The 22613-nt window shown below is 52.5% G+C and carries 18 protein-coding genes and 1 tRNA gene; 6 read left to right on the top strand and 13 right to left on the bottom strand.

Annotation, left to right across the window (positions count from 1 at the left end; genetic code table 11):
• A partial coding sequence (locus tag AC52PS_RS05055) for a hypothetical protein (RefSeq protein WP_495561950.1) occupies nucleotides 1–406 on the bottom strand: 406 nt, incomplete at its 3' end.
• A 210-nt stretch (nucleotides 407–616) separates the two neighbouring features.
• Here AC52PS_RS05055 and cimA point away from each other — a divergent pair.
• Nucleotides 617–2194 carry a citramalate synthase gene (cimA, locus tag AC52PS_RS05050; protein WP_495561949.1) on the top strand — a complete coding sequence of 526 codons (1578 nt, stop codon included), beginning with the start codon at nucleotides 617–619 and terminating at the stop codon, nucleotides 2192–2194.
• Entirely contained in the window at nucleotides 2191–3681 is a 1491-nt protein-coding gene (locus AC52PS_RS05045; RefSeq protein WP_495561948.1) for a tRNA-queuosine alpha-mannosyltransferase domain-containing protein, read from the top strand. Before cimA ends, AC52PS_RS05045 begins: the two co-directional genes overlap by 4 nt.
• 47 nt (nucleotides 3682–3728) lie before the next feature.
• Here the strand turns inward: AC52PS_RS05045 and carB are convergent, their stop codons facing one another.
• The 10 genes from carB to flgF all read right to left on the bottom strand — a co-directional run bounded on the left by carB (nucleotide 3729) and on the right by flgF (nucleotide 14583).
• Nucleotides 3729–7037: a carbamoyl-phosphate synthase large subunit gene (carB, locus tag AC52PS_RS05040; protein WP_495561947.1), complete on the bottom strand. Its 3309-nt coding sequence runs from the start codon at nucleotides 7035–7037 to the stop codon at nucleotides 3729–3731.
• Between the two features lie 119 nt (nucleotides 7038–7156).
• The gene (carA, locus tag AC52PS_RS05035) at nucleotides 7157–8374 is read right to left on the bottom strand and encodes a glutamine-hydrolyzing carbamoyl-phosphate synthase small subunit (protein ID WP_495561946.1); all 1218 of its coding nucleotides are present in this window, start codon (nucleotides 8372–8374) and stop codon (nucleotides 7157–7159) included.
• Between the two features lie 105 nt (nucleotides 8375–8479).
• A tRNA-Gln gene (locus tag AC52PS_RS05030) sits at nucleotides 8480–8551 on the bottom strand.
• A 106-nt stretch (nucleotides 8552–8657) separates the two neighbouring features.
• Nucleotides 8658–9206 (bottom strand): adenine phosphoribosyltransferase, encoded by a 549-nt coding sequence (locus AC52PS_RS05025; protein ID WP_495561945.1) that lies wholly within the window; start codon nucleotides 9204–9206, stop codon nucleotides 8658–8660.
• A 47-nt stretch (nucleotides 9207–9253) separates the two neighbouring features.
• Nucleotides 9254–10270 carry a tRNA (adenosine(37)-N6)-threonylcarbamoyltransferase complex transferase subunit TsaD gene (tsaD, locus tag AC52PS_RS05020; protein WP_495561954.1) on the bottom strand — a complete coding sequence of 339 codons (1017 nt, stop codon included), beginning with the start codon at nucleotides 10268–10270 and terminating at the stop codon, nucleotides 9254–9256.
• Nucleotides 10270–11373 carry a divergent polysaccharide deacetylase family protein gene (locus AC52PS_RS05015; protein ID WP_495561944.1) on the bottom strand — a complete coding sequence of 368 codons (1104 nt, stop codon included), beginning with the start codon at nucleotides 11371–11373 and terminating at the stop codon, nucleotides 10270–10272. Before AC52PS_RS05015 ends, tsaD begins: the two co-directional genes overlap by 1 nt.
• Nucleotides 11374–11410: 37 nt before the next feature.
• Nucleotides 11411–12274: a sigma-70 family RNA polymerase sigma factor gene (locus tag AC52PS_RS05010; RefSeq protein WP_495561943.1), complete on the bottom strand. Its 864-nt coding sequence runs from the start codon at nucleotides 12272–12274 to the stop codon at nucleotides 11411–11413.
• 198 nt (nucleotides 12275–12472) lie between these two features.
• Nucleotides 12473–12802, bottom strand: coding sequence for a rod-binding protein (locus AC52PS_RS05005; RefSeq protein ID WP_495561942.1), 330 nt, complete (start codon nucleotides 12800–12802; stop codon nucleotides 12473–12475).
• 96 nt (nucleotides 12803–12898) lie between these two features.
• The gene (flgG, locus tag AC52PS_RS05000; RefSeq protein WP_495561941.1) at nucleotides 12899–13693 is read right to left on the bottom strand and encodes a flagellar basal-body rod protein FlgG; all 795 of its coding nucleotides are present in this window, start codon (nucleotides 13691–13693) and stop codon (nucleotides 12899–12901) included.
• A gap of 26 nt (nucleotides 13694–13719) precedes the next feature.
• Entirely contained in the window at nucleotides 13720–14583 is an 864-nt protein-coding gene (gene flgF / locus AC52PS_RS04995) for a flagellar basal-body rod protein FlgF (protein ID WP_495561940.1), read from the bottom strand.
• Nucleotides 14584–14640: 57 nt separating this feature from the next.
• On the opposite strand from flgF, the gene AC52PS_RS04990 reads away from it, so the two are divergent.
• Nucleotides 14641–15723, top strand: a complete 1083-nt coding sequence (locus AC52PS_RS04990; RefSeq protein WP_495561939.1) for a LamG domain-containing protein — start codon at nucleotides 14641–14643, stop codon at nucleotides 15721–15723.
• Nucleotides 15724–15875: 152 nt separating this feature from the next.
• On the opposite strand, the gene AC52PS_RS04985 is transcribed toward AC52PS_RS04990, so the two are convergent.
• Together AC52PS_RS04985 and AC52PS_RS04980 are read right to left on the bottom strand one after the other, a co-directional pair.
• A complete protein-coding gene (locus tag AC52PS_RS04985; protein WP_495561938.1) occupies nucleotides 15876–16517 on the bottom strand; it encodes a Crp/Fnr family transcriptional regulator in 642 nt (213 codons plus the stop codon).
• A complete protein-coding gene (locus AC52PS_RS04980) occupies nucleotides 16514–17527 on the bottom strand; it encodes a cyclic nucleotide-binding domain-containing protein (RefSeq protein WP_495561937.1) in 1014 nt (337 codons plus the stop codon). The genes AC52PS_RS04985 and AC52PS_RS04980 overlap by 4 nt, the downstream gene beginning before the upstream one ends.
• Nucleotides 17528–17745: 218 nt before the next feature.
• On the opposite strand from AC52PS_RS04980, the gene AC52PS_RS04975 reads away from it, so the two are divergent.
• The 3 genes from AC52PS_RS04975 to AC52PS_RS04965 all read left to right on the top strand — a co-directional run bounded on the left by AC52PS_RS04975 (nucleotide 17746) and on the right by AC52PS_RS04965 (nucleotide 22602).
• Nucleotides 17746–18576, top strand: a complete 831-nt coding sequence (locus AC52PS_RS04975; protein WP_495561936.1) for a PHP domain-containing protein — start codon at nucleotides 17746–17748, stop codon at nucleotides 18574–18576.
• A complete protein-coding gene (locus tag AC52PS_RS04970; RefSeq protein WP_495561935.1) occupies nucleotides 18573–19592 on the top strand; it encodes a LysM peptidoglycan-binding domain-containing M23 family metallopeptidase in 1020 nt (339 codons plus the stop codon). Before AC52PS_RS04975 ends, AC52PS_RS04970 begins: the two co-directional genes overlap by 4 nt.
• A 337-nt stretch (nucleotides 19593–19929) precedes the next feature.
• Complete coding sequence (locus AC52PS_RS04965) at nucleotides 19930–22602, top strand: penicillin-binding protein 1A (RefSeq protein WP_495561934.1); 2673 nt, start codon at nucleotides 19930–19932, stop codon at nucleotides 22600–22602.
• Nucleotides 22603–22613 lie beyond the last annotated feature (11 nt).

Here is a 22613-nt window from a genome sequence, read left to right as displayed (position 1 = left end):
AGTCCGGATAATCTGACGGAAGCGTGCGGATTATGTGAATGATCATGCTGTGAACCTGTTTCACGGATACTAGCAGCGAGGGAGAGATTTCTGACGGTGGTTCCCCGGGAGCCCCGGTTAGACTCAGTCGGGAGAGTAGACCGCATCGTTGCCCGCTTCCCTGACTGCCCGACCGTCCAGCACTGCCCATCGCAGAGGAATAGAGGTACATGGGAGGGCCTGTGCTATCCGGCGGACTGAGATCGTACCAGCCCTCCCGGGCTTCGGGAAGTGCCATATGGCGCATATTGAGCATGTCCATCCGCTCATCATGATACATCCCCTTGACAAAATCAACAAAAGAGATAAGTGTATAAGAATACATGAGTTTGAATATTCTTGCATCCATATCCATTATTAACCTCATTATTGCGATTATCGGCGACGGGGAGAAATAGCAGGATACGGGTGCAACAAAGGCCGCTTTCCTGCTGGGAAGCGGCTTTTTTTTATGTCCGGAGTTGATTCCCTCCACGCGGCTGCGGGGATTACCGGGGCAGAAACACGGAAAGCAGCCGGGCACAGAACGGACAGGTATTCCGGGAAAACGCCGGAAAGGATGCATACAGGAGGATCCATGAGCCGGAAAGTAGAAATATTTGATACCACCCTTCGGGACGGCATGCAGGGGTTGGAAATTAATTACAGCCTTGAGGACAAACTGGAAATTGCGCAAAAGCTGGATGACCTGGGCATCGATTATATTGAAGGCGGGTTCCCCCTCAGCAATGAGAAGGAAGCGGAATTCTTCCGGAGAATCCAATCCATGAACCTTCGTCATGCACGGGTTGCCAGCTTCGGCTCCACCCGAAAGGCCGGCGGAGCAGCGGAAAGCGACGGCCATATCAGGGCTTTGCTGGATGCGGAAACCAGCACCGTGGTAGTGGTGGGGAAAACCTGGACGGAACACGTCACCCGGGTAATTGGTACCGATCCGGAAGAGAACCTTCGAATGATCGATGACTCCATCAGCTTTCTGAAAAAGCAAGGGCGGGTCGTCGTATTCGATATGGAACATTTTTTTGACGGATGGAAGGGCAATGAACAATACGCCCGAAAGGTTCTTTCCGCCGGAATGAATGCGGGAGCGGATGTCATGGTGCTCTGCGATACCAACGGAGGCACTCTTCCCCACGAAGTATCGGATATTTACACAACCCTGGCAAAGGAAGGGTATGAACGCCTGGGAGGACATTTCCACAACGACTGCGGCACCGCGGTAGCTAACAGTCTGGCTGCGGTGAATGCCGGGGCAATGCACGTCCAGGGTACGGTGAACGGCTGGGGCGAACGCTGCGGGAATGCCAATCTCTGCGAGATTATGCCCAATCTGACGATTAAAATGGATTATGAAGCCAACTGCAAACCATTCATGCCCCATCTTACCGGCCTCAGCCGCTTTGTGGCCGAAAAAGCCAATATCATTCCGGATAAACGCCAGGCTTTTGTGGGTGTGGCTGCTTTCTCCCATAAGGCAGGACAGCATGCGGATGTAATTCTCAAAGCCCCCCATCTCATGGAGCATCTTGACGGTAATCTGGTGGGCAATTCACGGCAGGTTCTTCTTAGCGAGCTGGCGGGAAAATCAACAATTATCGAAAAGATGCGCAAGTACGGAGATTACGGGAAAAACGATACGGTGGTCCAAACCCTAATCGATGAGTTGAAGAGCCGGGAAAATTTCGGCTACGAATATGAAGCGGCGGAGGGCAGCTTCGATCTGCTTATGAGGAAAGCCCTGGGAATCTATACCCCCCTTGTGAGTCTGAAGAACTATCATCTTGAAAGCTACAAGACAGCCACCGCTCAGAGCAATACGGTGGGAAGAATGTTTCTCGACGATTCGGGCACCGAGGTGATGGGTGCTGCCGTGGGTGTGGGCCCGGTTGAGACCCTGGACGCTGCCTTGAGGAACGCACTCTACCCCCATTATCCCGACCTTAAGAAAATTAAGCTCATTGACTACCGTGTGAGGGTGTTGAACCCCGAAAGTGCATCCGCGGCGAAGGTGCGGGTATTTATTACCAGTTCCGACGGGGAACACGACTGGGGAACCGTTGGGGTAAACGAGAATATTGTGGAGGCCAGCTGGGAGGCGCTTCTGGACAGCTTTGAATACTACTTAAACAACCTGAAAGAGGAGACAGCGGGGTGAGCTCCGGGGAAGATGAGCAAAAGCCAAGCATTCTTCTTCTTTCGGGGTATCACAGCGACAGCCAGAAAGCCTGGGCCGAATCCCTCAAAACGGGACTGCCGGAATTTACCTGGAAGGTATTGAGCCTGGCACCCCGCTATTTCAGCTTCCGGCTCCGGGGTGCTGCACTGAGCTGGCGAACTGAGCTTGGTGAATTATTCAGCCGAAACGAGTCGGCCCCGTCTGTAATTATTTCAACCAGTTCGGTGGATGTGAGCAGTATCCGGGCTGTGCATCCAGAGCTACGGGTAGTGCCGGTAATCCAATATGTTCACGAAAATCAGTTTACTTACCCCGCGCGGGATGTGCGCCTAAGCCAATCTCATGCAGTCCGGCAAGGACAGCCGGGGTCAGCTGAAGCAGGCGCACTGTCCCCGGAACCTGCCCATGGGCAGGAAGGACCTCAAGCTGTGGAGAAACTGAGACGGGACGCCCAGGCGAGTCAGCTGTACTCCCTTCTGAGCGCCGATCGGATCTTATTCAATTCGGCCTGGAACCGTGACAGCTGCATGGAGGGGATTCAGCGCTTTTTGGCCGCTCTTCCGGAAAAAACCGACCGGGAAATATGTACGGACCTCAAACGGAAATCCAAAGTAATCCCTGTGACGGTGGAATTTCCTCCGCCGGATTCTGGGCTGGGGTTATCACCGCCCGATCAGGTCCCTGGAGGCCGGGCCGAAGCCTCTGATCAGCTCCATGGAAGCCGGGCCGAAGCCTCTGATCAGGTCCATGGAGGCCGGGCAGCCCCCGCTGCGGCCCCTGCGGGCGGCACCCATATCCATATTGTCTGGCCCCACCGCTGGGAGTACGATAAAAACCCCTCCCTGCTTCTGGACATTTGCCGGGAACTTGAGCGCCGGGTTAAGCTTGGCGAACGGTTCAGCTGGAGTTTGAGTCTGCTGGGGAGAAAATTCCGCAGGGTCCCCCGGGAGATGGAACAGATCCTCGGGGAGTTCGACCACAGAATTTGGGTGGCAGCCCCCCTGCCCCGGAAAGAGTATATTGAAAAACTGAAACAATGGGGGGTGGAAAACAATTCTGCAGAAAATCGTTATGCAGATACCAATGGCAGGGAGAACCCAACGGAGGATTATCCAGCGGCAGATATGCCCGGCTGGGGTACTCCCTCAAGCAGGCACCTGGTAATTTCCACGGCCCGGCACGAGTTCCAGGGGCTGAGCATGCTGGAAGCCGCATGTGCAGGATTGACGCCCCTTGTACCGGATGCCCTGTCATATCCGGAATATTTTCCTGCAGCATGCAGATATCCGGTGTTAAAAACAGAAGCCACCGCCATCCCACAGGAGCATCAGCCTGAGCATATTATACACGGAATTGTTCAGCATATACTGCACGGGCCTACGCTCGAGGGGCTTCAGTTCCGGGATCTGAATTCCGGAATGCTGATGCCTCAATACAGGGATGAAATTCTGAATCTGCTTCAATAGTCGATCAGGCTGCGGCAAGCCCCAGGGGCCGCCGCCCAGACCCTTTTTCAGCCCGGCAGAGCCTGGGCCCGGTACTCCCCAGCAAGAAGATAGCGGATACCTTCAACAGCCGCCCGGGCTGCAGAGATGGTGGTGGTATAGGGCACTTTATGCCTGAGGGTGTGTATTCGCAGATACCCGTCATCCATCTGGGTGTATCGCCCCCGGGGTGTATTGATTACCAGATCCACCCGACCGGCTTCAAGATGGTCCACAATATTGGGGTTCCCCTCATGCACCTTCAGCACAACTTCCGCCATAATGCCCTGTTCAAAGAGGAACTGTGCGGTCCCCCGGGTTGCCATCAGGCTGAAACCCATCTCAACCAGATCCTTCACAATGGGCAAAACCGCTTCCTTATCGAAGGAGTTTACCGATACAAACACCCGGCCCGATGTGGGCAGACGGGTGCCGGTTGCCGAACTGGCCTTTGCGAATGCTTCTCCGAAGCTGCGGCCCAGGCCGATAGCTTCGCCGGTGGACTTCATTTCCGGTCCCAGCATGGGATCGGTATCCAGGAAGCGGTCGAAACTGAACATGGCCTCTTTTACCGCCCAGCCGGTGACACAGCTTCCGATCCCCACGTTTTTCAGTCCGCTGATATCTTCCCGGATTAATCCCTGGGCCCCCAGATCGTTGCCTTCCCAGACTTTCACCGCTGCGTCCACAAGGTCCACCCCGCTGGCTTTGGAGATAAACGGGACGGTGCGGCTGGCACGGGGGTTCACCTCAAGAACATAGAGCATGTCATCTCTCACTGCGAACTGGATGTTCAGAAAGCCGTTTACCCCCACTTCCAGGGCTATTTTGGCGGTGGCATCGCTGATCTGAGCCTGTATTTCATCGGTGGTTTTATAGGCGGGAAATACACAGGCCGAGTCTCCCGAGTGAACCCCGGCGGCTTCGATATGCTGCATGATGCCCGCAATATAGACGTTTTTCCCGTCACAGAGGGCATCCACATCATACTCCACCGCATCATCCAGAAATTGATCCACCAAAATGGGTTTATGATCGCTTACTTCAACATCCCGTTTAATGAATTCCTGGAGCTCTTCCCGGTTGAAAGCGATCATCATGCTCCGGCCGCCTAGAACATAACTTGGGCGCAACAGCACCGGGTACCCGATATCCTTGGCGAACTTTTCCACCTGGGTGAGGCTGCCGGCGCTCCGGTTCTCCGGCTGGCGAAGGCCCAGACGGTTGAGCATGTCGGCGAACTGACGCCGATCCTCGGCTCCTTCGATGCTTTCCACCGGAGTACCAATGATATTCGCCCCCCACTCTTTCAGCTCCTTGGCCATATTCAGGGGAGTCTGCCCACCCAGCTGAACAATTACATCCCGAATTCCTTCGGTCTTCATCACCTCCCTCACATCGTCGAAGGTGAGGGGCTCAAGATAGAGCCGGTCGGACACATTGAAATCGGTTGAAACAGTCTCCGGATTGGAGTTTATAATTACCGTGTTAACCCCCTGCCGGCGATAAGCCATTGATGAGAGAGTACAGCAGGTATCGAACTCCAATCCCTGGCCTATTCGGTTGGGACCGGAACCGAGAATAATTACCCCCCGGCCGTCCATGGGCTTGGATTCGTTCACTTCTCCCCAGGTGGAATAAAAATAGGGGGTGGATGCCTGGAACTCACCGGAACAGGTATCAACAAAGTGATAGCCCGCATGAATACCCATATCGTCTCTGACGCTCCGAATACGGTTCACCAGGGCGTCCACCTGTGGGCCGATCTTTTCCCCGGAAATGAGGGCGGCAATCCGGCGGTCAGAAAGTCCCGAACGCTTTGCTTCAAGAAGAAGGAAGGGGTCGGGCTGCTCCCCGTTCAACGTTTCCACCCGCAGTTCCAATCGGGCCAGCTCAAGCATGCTGTAGAGAAACCATGGATCATAGCTGCTGCGCCGCTGAATGTCGTTCATCACCTCCAACTCCGCTTCGCCGGGGAGTTCGCTCAGCGGTCCCCGGGCTGCCGCCTGTTCAACGCCCTGGCGGATCAGGGTATAGGCGGCAAAAATCCGCTTCGGGTGGAGGGTGTCTATCATAACATCCAGCTCCTCTTTCCCCGCATCGCTCAGGTGGTCCAACCCTTCCACCCCGAGCTCGCATGAGCGCAGAGCCTTGTTCAGCGCTTCATTATAGGTTCTTCCCAATGCCAAGGATTCACCCACGCTCTTCATCTGGGTGCCCAGCTGAGCGTATCCCCGGGGAAATTTTTCCAGCTCAAATCGGGGAACCTTCACCGCAACATAGTCAAGGGAGGGTTCGAAACAGCTTACGGTTTTTCCGGTGATATCGTTGATTATCTCGTCCAGGGTATAGCCCACCGCCAGTTTGGCGGAGCTTCGGGCAATGGGAAAGCCGGTCGCCTTGGAAGCCAGGGCGGATGAGCGGCTCACTCTTGGGTTCATCTCAATAACAATCATCCGCCCGTCTTCCGGGTTGTAGGCAAACTGCACGTTGGATCCGCCGCAGTCCACGCCTACGGCCCGGAGGATCTCTATGGAGGCGGTACGCATTTTCTGGTATTCAACATCTGAAAGGGTCTGGATGGGAGCTACGGTAATGGAATCTCCGGTGTGCACTCCCATGGGATCCACGTTTTCAATGGAACAGATGATTACCGCATTGTCGGCGGCGTCTCTCATTACCTCCATTTCAAATTCCTTCCATCCCAGAAGGCTTTCCTCAATGAGGGCGGTATGAACCGGGCTTTCGTCGATGGCCCGGCGGATCATGGGTTCCACATCCTCCCATCGGGTGGCAATGCTTCCGCCCCTTCCCCCCAGGGTGTAGCTGGGCCGGATAATCAGGGGAAGGCCCTGCTCCTTTGCGAACCCCAGGGCGGAGTCAAGATCGGATGCAAGAATGGACTTGGCGCTTGCAAGGCCGATGCTGTCCATTAGCTTTTTGAACTCTCCCCGGTCTTCCGCGAGCTTGATGCTCTCAACACCGGCGCCGAGAAGTTCAACATCGTACGTGTCAAAAATCCCCGCCTCATCAAGTTCCAGGGCAAGATTCAGCGCCGTCTGCCCCCCCATTGTGGGAAGAATGGCATCGGGCTTTTCTATTTTCAGAATTTCTTCTACATAGGGAACTTCCAGCGGATCCATGTAGATTCGGTCTGCGGTTCCGGGAGTGGTCATAATGGTTGCAGGATTGGGATTGAGCAGTATGACCTCAAATCCCTCTTCTTTCAGCGCTTTTACCGCCTGATTCCCGGAGTAGTCAAACTCACATGCCTGACCGATTACGATCGGCCCGGAGCCGAAAATCAAAATCTTCTGTATATCCTTGCGTACCGGCACCTTATTCCCCCTATGTGTTCCAGATATATTCCGGATGCTGTTCCATCTTGCGTATTCCTGTATTGTATCCTGTCTTCCCGGTGTCTTTTTACAATAAACGTGTTCGCCGCTTCGGCAACTCAGGCAGGCTCCGCCCAGGCTTTCCGGGGAATTGCTTCAAGAAATTCCCGGAATATCCAGTGTGAATCGTAGGGTCCGGGTGCGGATTCGGGATGAAACTGAGCTGTGAGAATGGGAAGTTCATCGTTTCTGATCCCTTCGATGCTCTGGTCGTTGGCGTTTCTGAACCAAACCTGGGTGCCCGCAGGCAGACTGTTCTCATCCACCGCAAAGCCGTGATTCTGGCTGGTTACAAACACTTTTTTGGTCCTTTCGTCCCGCACCGGGTGGTTAATTCCGTGGTGCCCGAATTTCATTTTGTATGTGCGTGCCCCCAGGGCCTCGGCGATGAGCTGATGCCCAAGGCATATGCCGAATACGGGTGTTTTCCCAATGAGCCCTTTCACGGCGGCGATCTGTTCCTGAAGCACTTGAGGGTCTCCGGGGCCGTTTGACACAAGCACCCCGTGGTGGTTTCCACTCAGAATCTCTTCGGCACTGCTGGGCGAGGGGTACACGGTGATTTCACAGCCCAGCTTCTCAAGCTCTCTAATAATATTCGCCTTGGTTCCGCAATCATAGAGGGCAAGCCTCATACCGGCGTAGCTTCCTTCCAGAGGTCTGCGACGGCTGAATTTCAGGCTGCTTCCCACTTCCTGCACCAAGTCTCTGCCCACCATGTCGGGAAAAGACTCCAGATATCGGGATATCATATTGATTTCATCGGGGCTGAGTCCCAGGGCGGGATTTTCCGGACGGACAAGCACGGAGTTCACCGCACCCCCATCCCGTATTTCCAGGGTGAGCCGGCGGGTATCCACATCGGTGATGCCCGGGATTTCGTGTTTATGCAGATATTCATCCAGGGTGATTCGGCCTTTGGGAACGGGTCCCCGATACAGGCTTCTGAGTACAAAACCCGCGGCCTTCACAGGCCGGGGATCGCAGGATAAAGAATCCTGACACTCCTCCCCAAGGGGACCGCTTTCGTTCCAATCGTCCAAGTGTCCGTAGTTTCCCATGTGGGGATATGTCATGGTGATTATCTGTCCGGTGTAGGAGGGATCGGTGAGCACTTCATGGTACCCTACCATGGCGGTGTTGAACACCACTTCACCGGCATTGCTGAAACTGGGGATACCGGGTTCCAGTTCACGGGGAAACGGAGCCGGATGGCCGAATCCCTTACCGTCGTATATGGAACCATTTTCAAGAACCAGGCAGGTTCTCACACTCATGAAAGGCCTCCTATCAGCAAAAACGCATGACCGATGCTGAGGCCGATCAATCAAGAGAACCCCTGCGGCTCTCTTTAAAAAAAAGCCGGCCTCAAGCCGGCAATACTTCCCGGGGAGGATTTGAACCCCCAACGACAGAACCAGAATCTGTAGTGTTACCAATTACACCACCGGGAAATGATCGAATTGGAAAATATCAGAGTGGCAAAAACTTGTCAAGTAAAGTTCGAAAAAAGATCCTGCCTGCAGCGCACCAGGAGTGGCGCAGCCCCTTCTGAATCCTCTACTCTCCCTGATAGTTTATGAGCGTGCGAATGGGAGCATCATCAAGATGCTTTTCATAGCCTAAAAACGGCAGACCGATCACCGCGGCATATCCGGCAAGACTGGAACGGGCCTGATTTTTCACCAGGGCGGCTGTGGCCTTCAGAGTTCCGCCGGTTGCTATCAGATCGTCAATGAGCAGGACTCTGCTGCCGGGAGCAATATCTTCCTGCTGAATACACACCACATCGGTTCCGTATTCCAAGCTGTACTCTTCACACCAGGTCTTCCCCGGGAGTTTGCCCTTTTTCCTGGCCAGAACCAGAGGAATTTTCCGCATTTGGGCCAAAGGGGCGGCAAAGAGGAAGCCCCGGGCTTCAACTGCAAGCAGAGTATCCACCTCAAGTTCATCTATCCAGAGGTTCATCTGTTCCAGACAGAATCCGAAGGCTTCGCTGTTGGTGAGGATGCTGGTAATATCGTAAAAATTAATTCCGGGCTTGGGAAAATCCTTCACCCGCCGTATGGATTCATCAAATTCCTTAAGATTCATATCTTCCTCTCTCACTACAGGCAGTATACGGCCGTTGGTGCACAATTTCGGCCTTCCGGTATTCAGATTTTCCTGAAACCTTTCACCCTTGGGGAAACACCCGCATCCAGCCCGCTGGTTTTCCCCTCTTTTAAATAATGATAGGCGATGCCGGCAATCATTGCACCGTTATCGGTGCATAATTCCATGCCGGGGAAATATACCTGATAATCGGGATGTTCTTCCAGTGATTTTCGCAAATATGAGTTGGCGGCAACACCCCCGCCGGCTACGATAGTAGTTATTCCTGTGTCTTCAACCGCCCGGTACAGTTTTTTCAGAAGGCTGGTAATTGCAACCCGCTGAAAGCTGGCACAAATATTTTCAACGCTTTTTTTGCTCTTCCCGTCCCAGAACGTATCCAGCTGATTTATCACCGCGTTTTTCAATCCCGAATAGGAAACATCGTAGCGATGTCCGCCTTTGTGGAGATTGGCGAAGGGAAAGCTAAAGGCCCTGTCGTTTCCTTTCTTTGCCAGATCATCGATCAGTTTTCCTCCGGGATATCCCAACCCGTAGTGTTTTGAGACCTTATCGAATGCTTCTCCGCAGGCATCATCAATGCTGGCTCCCAGAACCTGAATATCCTCATAATCGTTCACCAGGGTGATCATGGTGTGCCCGCCGGAAACCAACAGCCCCAGATAGGGATAGGGGATTTCCTGCTCCAGCTGGGGTGCGTAGAGATGTGCAAGAATGTGATTCACCCCCACAAAGGGTACGTTCCAGGCATAGCTCAATGCCTTGGCATAATTCAGCCCCACCACCAAACTGCCGCTCAGACCCGGATGGGTGGTTACGCCGATTCCCCCGATATCGGAGGGCTTCACTCCCTGTTGCGCCGCCAGTTCCATGGTCTGGCGGTACACCGGGGTTATCATCTCCACGTGCCGGCGGCTGGCGATCTCGGGAACCACGCCGTTATAGGGCTTATGATCCTCGATCTGTGTTGCGATTAGATGGGAGATAATTTTTCTGCCGTTTTCAACCACTGCAAATGAACACTCATCGCAGGAGCTTTCTATTCCCAGAACAAGCATCACTCACCTTTCATAATAATGCTGGAGAGGGTGGCGAAGTCGAACCCCTCATCCATAATAAAGGGATAGTTTTCCAGTAGTATTTCCGCAAGCTCCTCGGTCCAGACATGACCGATGAGTACGGCATGTCCCTGGTCCCGTGCCACAGCTTTTCCCTTGTCCAGGGCTTCCATGATGTATCCGGCATCCTGACTGTTATCCAAAAATATATCCCTCTCAAGTATTTCTATGTTCATATCCCGGGCGACTTCGGGAACCACCGTTTGTGCACTGGTACGGGAATCGAGAAAGAAAAGTGAATCGCGTCTGGCATAATCCAGAACTTCCCGTACAATTCTTGTGTCTTCTGTCCCTTTGCTTCCCATATGATTATTAATCCCGATAATTCCAGGCACGGAAGCAGCATTACGTTCGATTTCCCTCATCAGTTCATCCCCGGACATATTGCTGCGAAGAGTTCCGGGACCGGGATCCTGCCCGTTCTGACTCTCCATGGGCAAATGAAGGATGAGCTCCTGTCCCGCATCCCGGACCAGGCGGGCCGTCTCTGTGGAGTAGTCAAGCCGGGGAAGGACTGCGAAAGTTATGGGTACGGGAATATTCAAAAATGGTTTAAGTCCGTCAACATTGTAGCCCACATCATCGATCACCACCACCAGTTTCGGCCGGATCCTTACCGGAACGGCCGCTTCCCCTTCCGGCTCCCGGGAAGCCGGGTCTTCCGAATCCTTTCCGGATGCTTTCGCCCCGGAACTCCGGGCAGCGACTTCTCCGGCTTCACCAGTACCGGTTCCCGAAGAGCTTCCGTTCACCTCAGACTGGGGGGGAGGCGCCGAACCAGGCCCCGTATCTCTTCCGGGCAGCTCACGATACCCCCCTGCAGGATCGGCCGTGGAAGGTGCATATTCCACGGGTATAAGGAGATAGATTCCTGCCAGAGCCAAAACGATGACAGCAAGCAGGGCGCTGAGCTTCCGAACGAAACGCTCCCTCTTTTTCGCAGGGGTGAGAGATGGACCGGATCCGGATCGCGAACCGGATCTACCGGCGGAGGTCTTGGATTTCGGCTGGGACTGTTTTGAAGAACCGGAGTTTTTTCTCATGGATCAGTGAGGAAAATACCCCGGATTTTCCGGGGGGTCAAGTTCCAATAAAATCTTCCAGTTCCTTGGAGAACTGCCGCAGTTTACGAATGGAGCGCATCTCAATCTGGCGAACCGTTTCGGGGCTCACATCCAGCAGTTTACTGATATCTTTCAGAGTCTTCTTTTCCTGCCCCCATAGCCCGTATCGGTTGATAATGACAAACTGCTCCCGCTGTTCCAAATGTTCCAGAAGGTTGCGCATACTGTCATTCATCGAGTTGTCCAGAAGTTCTTTTTCCGGGGTATAGGAATAGTCCTCATAGAGGTCGTACATGGTTCCGCTTTCGTTGGCCAGGCTGCTGTCCAGACTCACAAGATGCTCGCTGATATTCAGAATATCCACCACTTCCTCGTGGGAAATATGCAGGTAGGCGGCAATCTCTTCAGTGGTTGGGGAACGCATCATTTTCTGTGCCAGCGCATTGTATGCGGCCTGCACCTTTTTCAAAACGTCTTCTTTGCGGTGGGGGAGCCGGATCGACCGACGCTTATTGGAGATGGCCCGGGAAATGCTTTGTTTAATCCAAAAGGAGGCATAGGTGCTGAAGCGGACTTTCTTACGGTAATCATATTTACTCACCGCATGAAGGAGCCCCAGGTTTCCTTCCTGAACCAGGTCAAGAAGTCCCACGCCGGAGGACATGTATTGACGGGCTATTTTCACCACAAGACGAAGATTGCTCTCCACCAGCTTCTGACGGGCTGCCGGATCTCCCCGCTGAATACGCTTTGAAAGATCCAATTCCTGCTGGAAGTCCAAAAGCGGACTGTCTTTGATCTGGGAAAAATACGCTTTCAGCACATCATGGGTTTGGTTCTGGTTAACGGATTTTGAAATCGTTGCGGCCGAGTTTGTCATAACACCCTCCGGACCCTTACATGCAATAAGCGTGCCAAACCGAACAGCGTTCAATAATATTTATAATTTCTTATATAGCAATGGATTACAGTATTTAAAAAAAAACCGGTATTCACCCGGTCTTCATATGTATACTTTATTATACAATTATGGTAAAAATATTCATGAATATATACGGTCAGATGATCTGAGCATCTCTCAGATTCCGGAACTTTGCCCCCGGTTGGGTGAAAACTGGTTGATAATCATATCCGCAATACCGAAATCACCCCGCTTGGCGATATCGCTTGCATATTCAGTATACAGCATGTCTTCAAAAATATCTTCCGCCATCCCGCCGTATGTGAAATTATCCTCACTGTTACGGGTGTCCCTCATGGAATCAAGCATCATTTTCACAAAGAGCGACTCAAATTCCTGGGCGACCTCATTCAACTGATCTTTTGAAGCATTGGCATCCACCCTGGGCAGAGCACTGTTTTGGTCGATACCCTGATATTTTCCCATTACATCTGCTATGCTGGACATATAATCATCTCCCCTTATCTTCTATCTGGGTCCTTGCCATGCGGCTGATCCCCCCGTATCCCGGCGGTTTACCGCTTCAGGTTTACCGCTTCAGGTTTACCGCTTCAGGTTTGCGGCGATTCCCAGCATGGTATCCGAAGTTTGAATGGCCTTGGAATTGAACTCATACGCCCGCTGGGCGGTGATCATATTCACCATTTCCTTCACCGTCTCAACATTGGACATCTCAAGAAACTTATGGATGGTCTTTCCCATACCGTCGAATCCGGGTTGTCCTGCAATGGGGTCGCCGCTGGCATTGCTCATTTTAAAGAGATTTTCCCCCACAGCCTGAAGTCCGGCGGGATTGACAAAGCGGTAGAGTTCCAGCTGCCCCACTTCCACCGGTTCATCCTGACCGGGAAGTCGGACGTTAATTCTCCCGTCCTGACTGATGGAAATTGATTCCCTGATAAATCCTTCGGGCATTACCACTTCGGGCATCACCCGGTATCCGTTGGATGTGACAAGCTGGCCGTTACTGTCGATTTTAAAAGCACCGTCACGGGTATAGCCGTAGGTGCCGTCGTAGGTGAGAACCCTGAAAAAGCCCTCCCCTTCAATGGCCACATCGCTGACGTTCCCGGTATTCTGCAGAGAACCCTGGGTGAATATTTTCTGGGTGGCCGCAACTCTGGCACCGTGTCCCACCTGAACTCCCACCGGAACAAGAGTCTCTTCAGTTGCAGGGGTTCCCGCCGTGCGGGTGGTCTGATACAGCAGATCTTCGAAATCGGGACGGTTCTGCTTAAACCCGGTGGTATTCACGTTGGAAAGGTTGTTGGAAATCGTGTCGATATTGAACTGTTGCCCGATCATTCCCGATGCAGCAGTCCACAGTGAACGCATCATTGTCTGTCACTCCTTACTGGGCGCTCTTAGAAGCGCATTGCCTGATTTATCAGTTTATCGCTTGCCTGGTCATGGGACTGTATCACTTTCTGGTTCGCCTCATATGCCCGGTTCACTTCAATCATTTTCACCATCTGTTTTACCGGGTTCACATTGGATGTCTCCAGGAATCCCTGGCGTACCTGAGGCCGTGAATCCTGCAGGGTGTAGGCGTCGCCGCTTTCCCATGTTGTGCGGTAGAGACTGGAACCCATTTTCTTGAGATAACGGCTGCTTTCCACATCCACCATGCGCAGGGTATCCACCTGGACGGTTTGATCCCATTCGTTTTCGGTCTGGGAAACCAGACGCTCGGGATCATCGGCGAAACGCTCGTTATGGAACACTCTGCCGTCCTGATCCACGATGAAGTTGTTCGCCTTTGCATTGATGGGGCCGTTCTCACCAAGAACCGGATATCCCTCTTTGGTTACCAGCAGGCCTTCGGGGCCCAGATGGAAACTGCCGTTCCGGGTGAGGCGTTCGCCGTACGGGGTCTGCACCACGAAAAATCCCTCACCCTCCAGGGCCAGATCAAAGGAGTTCCCGGTTTCTTTCATTGAGCCCTGCTGGAACACGGTGAACACTTCATTCTGTTCCACACCGGTTCCCAGTTTTCCCACCACAGGAGCACGGTCAACCGACCCCAGATGGGGTGCGCTGCGGCTGATGGGCAGCTGGGTGATCTCGGTGTTCATCCGCCGGAGCATCAGTTCGGGAAACGCCTTGTGAACGGATACATCTTCCTTGTATGCGGTGGTATCCACATTGGCAAGATTATTGGAGATAGCATCCATGGTGTGTTGCTGTACAATCATACCGGCAGCGCCGGTGTACATTCCGCGTATCATGCTTTGAGTATCGGCAGGAATAGAATTTTATAAAGACTCCGGTTATTATTATATACTATGAAGGATACAACACAGCGCCGGACGCCCGTGAGGGCAATGCTGCGGGTTCTGCCCGCCACTCTACTGCTTTTCTCAGCCGCAGGAATGCTGGGTTCCTGCGATTTTTTTGGAAAGGTTCTCACCCCGCCCTCGCCTCCGGTTCTGGGAATCGCCGAAACCTCAGGAATCCTCCTGGAAAATGAAATTTTTCCGGGAACTGAGGTCATTCTGGATGCATCCGGAACTTCGGATCCAAACGGGGATGCCTTTGTTATTGAATGGCAGCTCACCTCACCCAGCTCTTCCTCAGCCCTCCTCTCCGAGGAGTATCTCAGCGGAACAGAAGTGCGGTTCACCCCCGATGTTGAAGGAGAATATGTCCTTACTGCATTCCTCAGCGACGGAGAGCTGGAAATCCGGGAGGAAATACCGCTGAAAACTGGTCTGGAAGCGTACTGGGCCATGGACGGCGGGATCAACGATTCCAGTCCCGGGGCAAGGGACCTTACTCTCGGCGGCAGCAGCAGCTCCGCCTCCGACCGAAATGGAACAGGGGATTCTGCCGTTCAGATTACATCGGCGGATTCGCTGAGCTATGATACTTCTGCTGCAGGTGAACCCGATACATTCAAAATTGAACCCGGCGATTCCACCTACGGGAATTTCAGCATGGCTTTCTGGGTTAACCTGGACACCCTGCCTTCGGCGGATGCCGCATTTGTAACCATGGATGATGCTCCGGTCGGGCCTGCTCCCGGATGGCGGCTTGAATACATTCAGGTAAACGATGAGCTAAGTCTCACCTTCGACAATATCTCGTCCATCGCTACAGTCGCTGATTTCACCGCATCACGGGTTAGCGCAGGAAACTGGCATCATGTGACGGTGACCTTTAATCAGGATACGAGAAATCTGAAAATCTATATTGACGGAACTTCACTGGCACTTGAAACCAATATATTTGATCTGCCCCACGTCTCCTCCCCTTTCACCATTGGAAACAACGGGGTGCAGGCAGGTTTTGACGGCATTGTTGATGAATTCCAGGTATACAACAGAACACTGAGCGCTGAGGAGATTTCCGCGTTGTCGGGCAATTAATCCCCATTCGTAATTGCGGCAGAGCACCGGGCCGGCTGGAAATTAAGCATAGCATCAGGCAATGAAATTCAGAGGCCGGGACCGGCGGCCAATCAGACACAGTCTGCTGGGTGAAGCCGTTACGGAATCGACCGAGTATGAGCAATTCTTGTTCAGCGGTCTTTTCTGCGGCTTTGAACAAAACGGCGCAGGTCGTGAATGTTCTTCACCATGATTTTTCCCGTACTCACCTCAATCCGCCGCTGGGTTACCAGCTGATTAATGATATCTGAAGTCTTTTCACTGGAAAGCCCGGCCCAATGGGCCACATCATCCACCGAAACCTCGAAGATTTGCTGATTCCGCTCTGCCTGATCCGGAGGCAGCTGCTCACTGAGCATGAGGAACACATCTACGATCCTTGCCTGGGTGTCCTCCAGGGTGAGAATCTGGAAACGCCGACGCTGATCATAAATCCGTTTGGTGAACAGTTTAAGAAGCTTCATGGCTATCTGGGGATTTCCCTGAAGAAGAATGGTGAAATTTTCCCGGTTGAATTCCAGAGCTTTCACTTTATCCAGGGCAATTGCACTTGCAGATCGGGGTGCTTCCTCCAGAATGGCCATCTCCCCGAAAATTTCCCCGGGATACAGAACATCTATGGTCTTTTCGATGTCGCCCATAATTTTGCTGATTCTCACCCGGCCTTCTTGAATCAGGTAAAACGCATCGCCGGGCTCATACTCACAGAATATAATGTCATCTTTTTGAATCGTTACGGCAAAGCGCTCAAAGGCTGCGGTGTTAAAGTTCATGCTTTACCCTCAATTTTCCTGATCATGCTAGTGGCCTTTCTCCTGCACACTTCGTCAATTCCCGGTATGTTCAGTGCCCTCTGATACACCTTTGCGGCCTGTTCCTTCTGTTCCAAGGCCATGTACGAGTCTCCCAAATAAATCATGGCTTCGGCAATCTTTTTATTGTCCGAGTAATTCTGAATATATACCTTCAGATGCTGAACTGAGGTATCAGCTTTTTTAAGCCCCAGGAGTGCTTTAGCCATTTCGATATTGGATTCATGAAAATTGGGATGCTCGGTCCCCTTCTTGATAATCCCAGCCAGGATTTCAGCGGCCTTCTGGTAATCCTGCTGACCCAGAAAACTTTCAGCATTGTAAAACTCCTGTTCATCCTGGGAGAGGGGTGGCTTATCTTCAAAGGAGAGATTGGGATTAGAGTGGGATGTCTGGGCACCGGCAATAATTGCCGGCCCCTTGCCCTTACCATACTCCTGGGCGTATTGCTCCGCCTTACTCAGGTAATCTTGGGCTTTGTTGCGGTATGCTCCCCGGGGATAGTGCTCAAGGTATTTTCGAAGAGTATACATGGCCTCGGGATATGCCTGTTTCTTCAGATAATACTCGGCAATTTTGAATAAACCATCCTCGGGCACCTCCCGCTTCCCGGTGGCTATGAGATTCCGTACTTTACCGTGAATTCTTCGCAGCTGATTACTGAAGACCTTCAGCATCTTCATAATAATTCGGGTATTTTTACTGATCAGCACCTCAAACTCCGGCACGGTGAACATGAGGCACTGGCTGTCGGTAAGCACAATTGCGTCTTCTTCCCGGGGATAATGTCCCAGAGAGGATTTTACACCGAAAAATTCGCCGGTGGCTATGAGGTCGGTCACCTCTTCTCCGGTTTCGATATCCACAGATTTTAATGCAACTTTTCCCTGCTGAAGTATATAAATCTTCTCGCCAACATCGCCTGTGAAGTAAACAACAGAGTTGGCATTGTAGTTCATTGCCTTGGGCACAGAATACTCCTAAAATCTACAATAATTGCTTCCGTATTGAAAATCAAGCATTTGTTGCCAAGCCGGTTAATTGGCAATATGCTTTGTAGTATCGGGATAAAATCCCTATGGTATTGTACATGATTACCGATTTCTAACGTTTTGGGCAATTTCTAATTATCCTCGTATTGAAAATGCCTTTTTCGGGAGAAGAATATAGACCGAAACAGGAAATTTCCATGGTTGAATTACATTGTCACAGCACGGCTTCCGACGGGCACTTTTCGCCTGAAGCACTCATAGAATATGCGGCCCGGCGGGGCATCAACAAAATCTGCCTCACCGATCATGATACTGTGGCAGGGTATGAACCGGCAGCCATGGCGGGTAAATCTCTGGGAGTAGATGTGGTTCCGGGAATTGAGATTGAAATTGCCCATCCTTCAGGGAGTTTTCATTTGCTGGGACTTGGCATTTATGAATACTCGGAAACCATGGATGATGTGCTGCCCCGCATCCTTGCGGACAGGGAACGGCGGAACAGGAAAATTGCAAAAAACATGAATCACCTGGGAGTCCCCGGAGATTACCGGGATGTGCGGGATCTTGCCGGCGGGGAGGTGGTGGGTCGCCCCCATTTTGCCGAATACTTAATACGGAAGGGCTTCGCCCTGGATATTCCCGATGCTTTCGAGCGTTTTTTGGGCCCCGGACAGCCTCTCTATGTTCCCCGGGAGGGGCTGGATCTGAAAGAGGCAATCGGGAAGATCCATAATGCCGGAGGTAAGGCGGTGATCGCACATCCGGGAACTCTTCATATGAGCTGGACCAAACTGCGTCAGGCGTTGGAGGAGTGGGTACCCCTTGGGCTGGACGGCATAGAAGCCTTTCATTCCTCCGTAAAACTCAGAGAAGCACGGAAATTTAAACACGTCGCCGATGAGTTCGGTATTCTCAGCACATACGGGAGTGATTTTCACAGCCCCGAGCATCCACATCGGAAGATCGGACATTACTGCGTGGAACAGATCCCCATTGAAGAATCGGCTATGGAGGATATTCTTAGATGAACAACGCTACGATCCGGGCTGCTTCCTCCCCATTTCCTTGCAACCGAATAGTATGTGCTCCAAGCTCGCTGCTGATACTGCCGATCCTGCTCCTTTTGACCCTGCTTTTGAGTACTGAAGGGAACCTTCAAGCACAGGAAACCGCTGACACGGGGGTACAGAGATCCAATTTTCCCAGGCTGGGACAGCTGACAAATCAGGATCCAATTTTCCGGCAGATCAGCGACGATATTCAGTCATTCTACCGCTGGCAGGCGGGGAATGACGCCAGACCCCGATTAAGCATATATGAATATGTTGTACAGGAAGGGGACAGCATGTTTTCCCTGGCTGCCCGCCTGAATCTGCCCCAGGCAAGCATTGCAACCTTGAACCGTCTGGACAATCCCAGGCTTCCTCTTCCAGGCACTCAGGTTCTTATTCCGAATATTCCCGGGATGTTTATTCCGGAGGATCCAGAAAGCGATTTTCAACGAATGCTCAGTTCCCGGATCAGGGAAGACGGCAGTTTCGAACTCAGCGAACAGTTCACCCTGCCCCCCAGATCTCCGGGAGAGTCCCAGGAATCCTGGCGTTTTGTGCTCAACGGAGATTTCACCGGGGTCGAACGGAGGGCCTTCCTGCAGGTATTGTTCCGAGACCCGCTGCCCGGAAGCTACATCTCATCGGGCTATGGTTTGAGAACCAGTCCGTTTACCGGCAGAGATCAATTTCATTTCGGCATCGACTTGGTGGCTCCCATGGGAACATCGGTGGTGAGCGCGATGGAAGGCAGGGTTCTGGATGTGGGGGAAGACAGGGTCTACGGCAGATACATCAGCATTGAACATCCTTCGGGATATCAGACTATGTATGCCCATCTGGGAAGAATCCTTGTGAGAATCGGTGATACCCTCAAAGCGGGGGATGAAATCGCTTCGGTGGGGAACAGCGGGCTTTCAACCGGAGCTCATCTCCATTTTGAGATCATGTATTTGGGGAAAAACCGGGATCCTGAGGAGTATATCCGCCGCTAATATTGAAATTTCCCGGATAAATCAATCTTTTCTATTAACGTTTGGCCGGAAATTTACGATAATAGCAATGTCGGCCGGGGTATAGTTCCCCTCCCAGTTTGCTATATTTTCCTGGTCGATAACCCTTAAGGGTTGGCCGGTTCCCTCGAACCGGCCTTTTTTTTGCCCCCTTCACTTTGCCCGCTTACCGGTTCCCTTTGTCCGCTTACCGGTTCACTTTGCCCGCTTACCGGTTCCCTTTGTCCGCTTACCGGGAGTCCCATAGGCAAATTACCCGGTCAATCCCCACCCCCAGTAATTGACAACAGAGCACAGACTGTCATAATCTCTAAGCGGTATGGCATTATCTAAAAAAGGGAAGACAACTCTCAAAATTCTCGCCGGGGTATTCGCCGGCTTATTCATTCTGTTTTCAGTGGTTATCGGAATTGCCCTGGGTGCAACGTATAATCTGGAAGGACTGAATGATTTTAATGAATCGGAAGCTGCTCTGCCCACTCAAATATATGACCGAAACGGACGGCTGATCACCGAGTTCTTCTCCGATGAAAAACGGGAACTCATTTCCATTGAGGAAATGCCCAGACATCTGATATACGCGGTGATCACCCGTGAAGACCAGGACTTTTTTCTCCATAAAGGTGTGAGCATTACCGGCACCACCCGGGCTGCCATAGGGTATCTAACCAATAATTTCGCCGGAGGAGGGTCCACCCTCACCCAGCAGCTGGCCACCATGCTCTACCTGGATAAAAGCGATGTTTCCGTAAGCAGGAAACTGCAAGAGATCTGGATAGCCCTTCAGCTTGAGCGAAACTGGTCCAAGAATGAGATTCTCGAAGAGTATTTGAATAAATCCTGGTTCGGACACAACACCTACGGGGTTGAAGCGGCCAGCAAGTTTTTCTTCGGTCATTCGGCCAGGGAAGTCACCATTGCCGAGAGCATGATGCTGGCACTCCAGCTGTCCAGTACCAATAAATACTCTCCTTTGAAAAATCCAAACCTGGCCCGGGAACGGCAAAAAGAGATGCTGGACGAGATGGTGGTCCAGGGTTATGCCACACAGGAGGAGGTGGATGCCTCCTTCGAAGAGTTCTGGATGAACTACGACTACACCCGTTCTGGAACAACCACGGCCTTTTTTGAACGCCAGGATCAAGCCCCCTATTTCAGCGAACATGTACGCTATCTACTGGAAAACGAAATCCTTTTAGGAAGCGCGGACATCTACCGGGACGGCTACAAGGTGTACACCACCCTGGATCTGGATTATCAGGACGCGGCCCGGGAGTATATGCAGGCGGGAATTCAAGCGGCAAATGAGACCTACGACCGTAATATTTCCAGCCGTGCACGTTTTGCCACCGAAGTGTTTGTCCCTGCTATTGATCTACTCTCTTTGGGATTCAACGTGGACCAGCTGAGGGTCGCAGGGGAGAAGCAGCTTCAGAATGCTAAAACCTATTTCCGGGACAACATCACTCCCATGCTCGATATGCTCACACTCCTGAGCGAAAACAGCAATGACGGAGGCTTGAGAGACATTGCCTGGACCGCGTATCAGGAAAAAGAAACCCTGGAGAAACAGACCACCGTACAGGGAGCGCTGATTTCTCTGGAAAATGAAACCGGGCATGTACTCTCCATGATCGGGGGAAACAAATTCGAGCAGACCAACCAGCTGAACCGGGCCCTCCAGGCGCGGGTGCAGCCCGGAAGCTCCTTTAAGCCATTATATTACTCCGCTGCCATAGAAAAAGAAGCAATCACTCCTGCCACAATGATCTACGACAGTCCTGTGGTGTTTTGGAACGACGACGGCACCCCCTACACCCCCACCAACTATAAGGGAGAGTGGGAAGGACCGGTTCTGGCCCGATACGCACTGGCGAAGAGTATGAATGTTCCGTCCCTTCGGATCTTGAATCGTCTGGGATTCGACGATGCCATCAGTATTACCTCAGATCTGCTGGGAATTCCAGAACGGGAACAGGTAAGTAGAGGACTGGTGCGGAAATATCCCATCGGTTTGGGAATCAACTCCGTGTCTCCCATTATGATGGCACAGGCGTTTGCCACCTTCCCCAATGAAGGCCGTGAGGTTACTCCGGTATTTATCCGCTATGTGGAAGACCGGAGCGGGAGAATTGTTGCTGAACCTGAACGGAATCTCCGGGAGGAACAGGCAAGGCAGGGGCGGGATCTCCAGATTGTCAGCCCCCAAACCGCCTATATTATGACAGAAATGCTTCAGACCACAGTCCAGGAAGGTACCCTGCGCTACCCCAGAAGTCTGGTGGGAGGATTCGGGGATATGCCCATCGCGGGAAAGACCGGAACCACCCAGAACTGGTCCGCTCTATGGACCGTGGGATTCAGTCCCTATTACACCACTGCCGTGTGGATCGGATTTGACGAAGGAAACAACTCAATGGGTGTGAACCAGACAGGTGCAATCACAGCAGGTCCCATATGGGCCCGCTATATGAAGGAAGTGCACCGGGATTTGGAACCCCGTACATACAACAGGCCGGCAAACGGTCTCATAGAACTTGAAGTAACATCCAGAAACGGCCTTCTTCCCCCGGCAGGATATAGCGGGAGTACCTACACGGAAATCTTCCGGGAAGGCACCGAGCCCCGTGAGTTCGACAGCAGCGAAGAATTCCAGCAGCAGGTGGCCAACGACGGAAAAACCAAACTTGAGCAAAGCATCTCACAGGGGGGTGTTGAGTTAAGCACCATCGGAGGCAGCAGTCTCAGCGACTCGGGCATCAGCCTGAACCTCGATCTTGAACTCAACCTCGACCTTGACGGCAGCGGCGGCTCAGGAAACTCCAACTCCGGAAATTCGGGTGAAGGAGAAGAAGGAAACGGCGATTCCCTCTCCAACCCATTTTTCGATGACAGTTTCAGCCTTGACGGTCCGGGAAGCAACTCGGATATGGTCCCCCCGGAAGGGGGCGACCCGGAAGGAAATGAAGGCGGAAATCCGTACCTGGATTAGCGGACCCGAAA

It is taken from the genome of Salinispira sp. (assembly GCF_059431795.1).
Note: the sequence above shows the minus strand (reverse complement) of the source record. Positions and strands in the feature narration are given on the sequence as shown.

What these genes read in the sequence shown, in the direction of transcription:
- tsaD (WP_495561954.1), bottom strand. Translation starts at nt 10,270, where the DNA reads ATGCTTGTTCTGGGAATAGAAAGCTCCTGCGATGAGTGTTCATTTGCA.
- AC52PS_RS05005 (WP_495561942.1), bottom strand. Translation starts at nt 12,802, where the DNA reads ATGTCCAGCATAGCAGATGTAATGGGAAAATATCAGGGTATCGACCAA.
- AC52PS_RS04970 (WP_495561935.1), top strand. Translation starts at nt 18,573, where the DNA reads ATGAACAACGCTACGATCCGGGCTGCTTCCTCCCCATTTCCTTGCAAC.
- carA (WP_495561946.1), bottom strand. Translation starts at nt 8,374, where the DNA reads ATGAGTGTGAGAACCTGCCTGGTTCTTGAAAATGGTTCCATATACGAC.
- AC52PS_RS05010 (WP_495561943.1), bottom strand. Translation starts at nt 12,274, where the DNA reads ATGACAAACTCGGCCGCAACGATTTCAAAATCCGTTAACCAGAACCAA.
- AC52PS_RS04985 (WP_495561938.1), bottom strand. Translation starts at nt 16,517, where the DNA reads ATGAACTTTAACACCGCAGCCTTTGAGCGCTTTGCCGTAACGATTCAA.
- AC52PS_RS04975 (WP_495561936.1), top strand. Translation starts at nt 17,746, where the DNA reads ATGGTTGAATTACATTGTCACAGCACGGCTTCCGACGGGCACTTTTCG.
- cimA (WP_495561949.1), top strand. Translation starts at nt 617, where the DNA reads ATGAGCCGGAAAGTAGAAATATTTGATACCACCCTTCGGGACGGCATG.
- flgG (WP_495561941.1), bottom strand. Translation starts at nt 13,693, where the DNA reads ATGATGCGTTCACTGTGGACTGCTGCATCGGGAATGATCGGGCAACAG.
- AC52PS_RS04965 (WP_495561934.1), top strand. Translation starts at nt 19,930, where the DNA reads ATGGCATTATCTAAAAAAGGGAAGACAACTCTCAAAATTCTCGCCGGG.
- AC52PS_RS04990 (WP_495561939.1), top strand. Translation starts at nt 14,641, where the DNA reads ATGAAGGATACAACACAGCGCCGGACGCCCGTGAGGGCAATGCTGCGG.
- flgF (WP_495561940.1), bottom strand. Translation starts at nt 14,583, where the DNA reads ATGATACGCGGAATGTACACCGGCGCTGCCGGTATGATTGTACAGCAA.
- AC52PS_RS05015 (WP_495561944.1), bottom strand. Translation starts at nt 11,373, where the DNA reads ATGAGAAAAAACTCCGGTTCTTCAAAACAGTCCCAGCCGAAATCCAAG.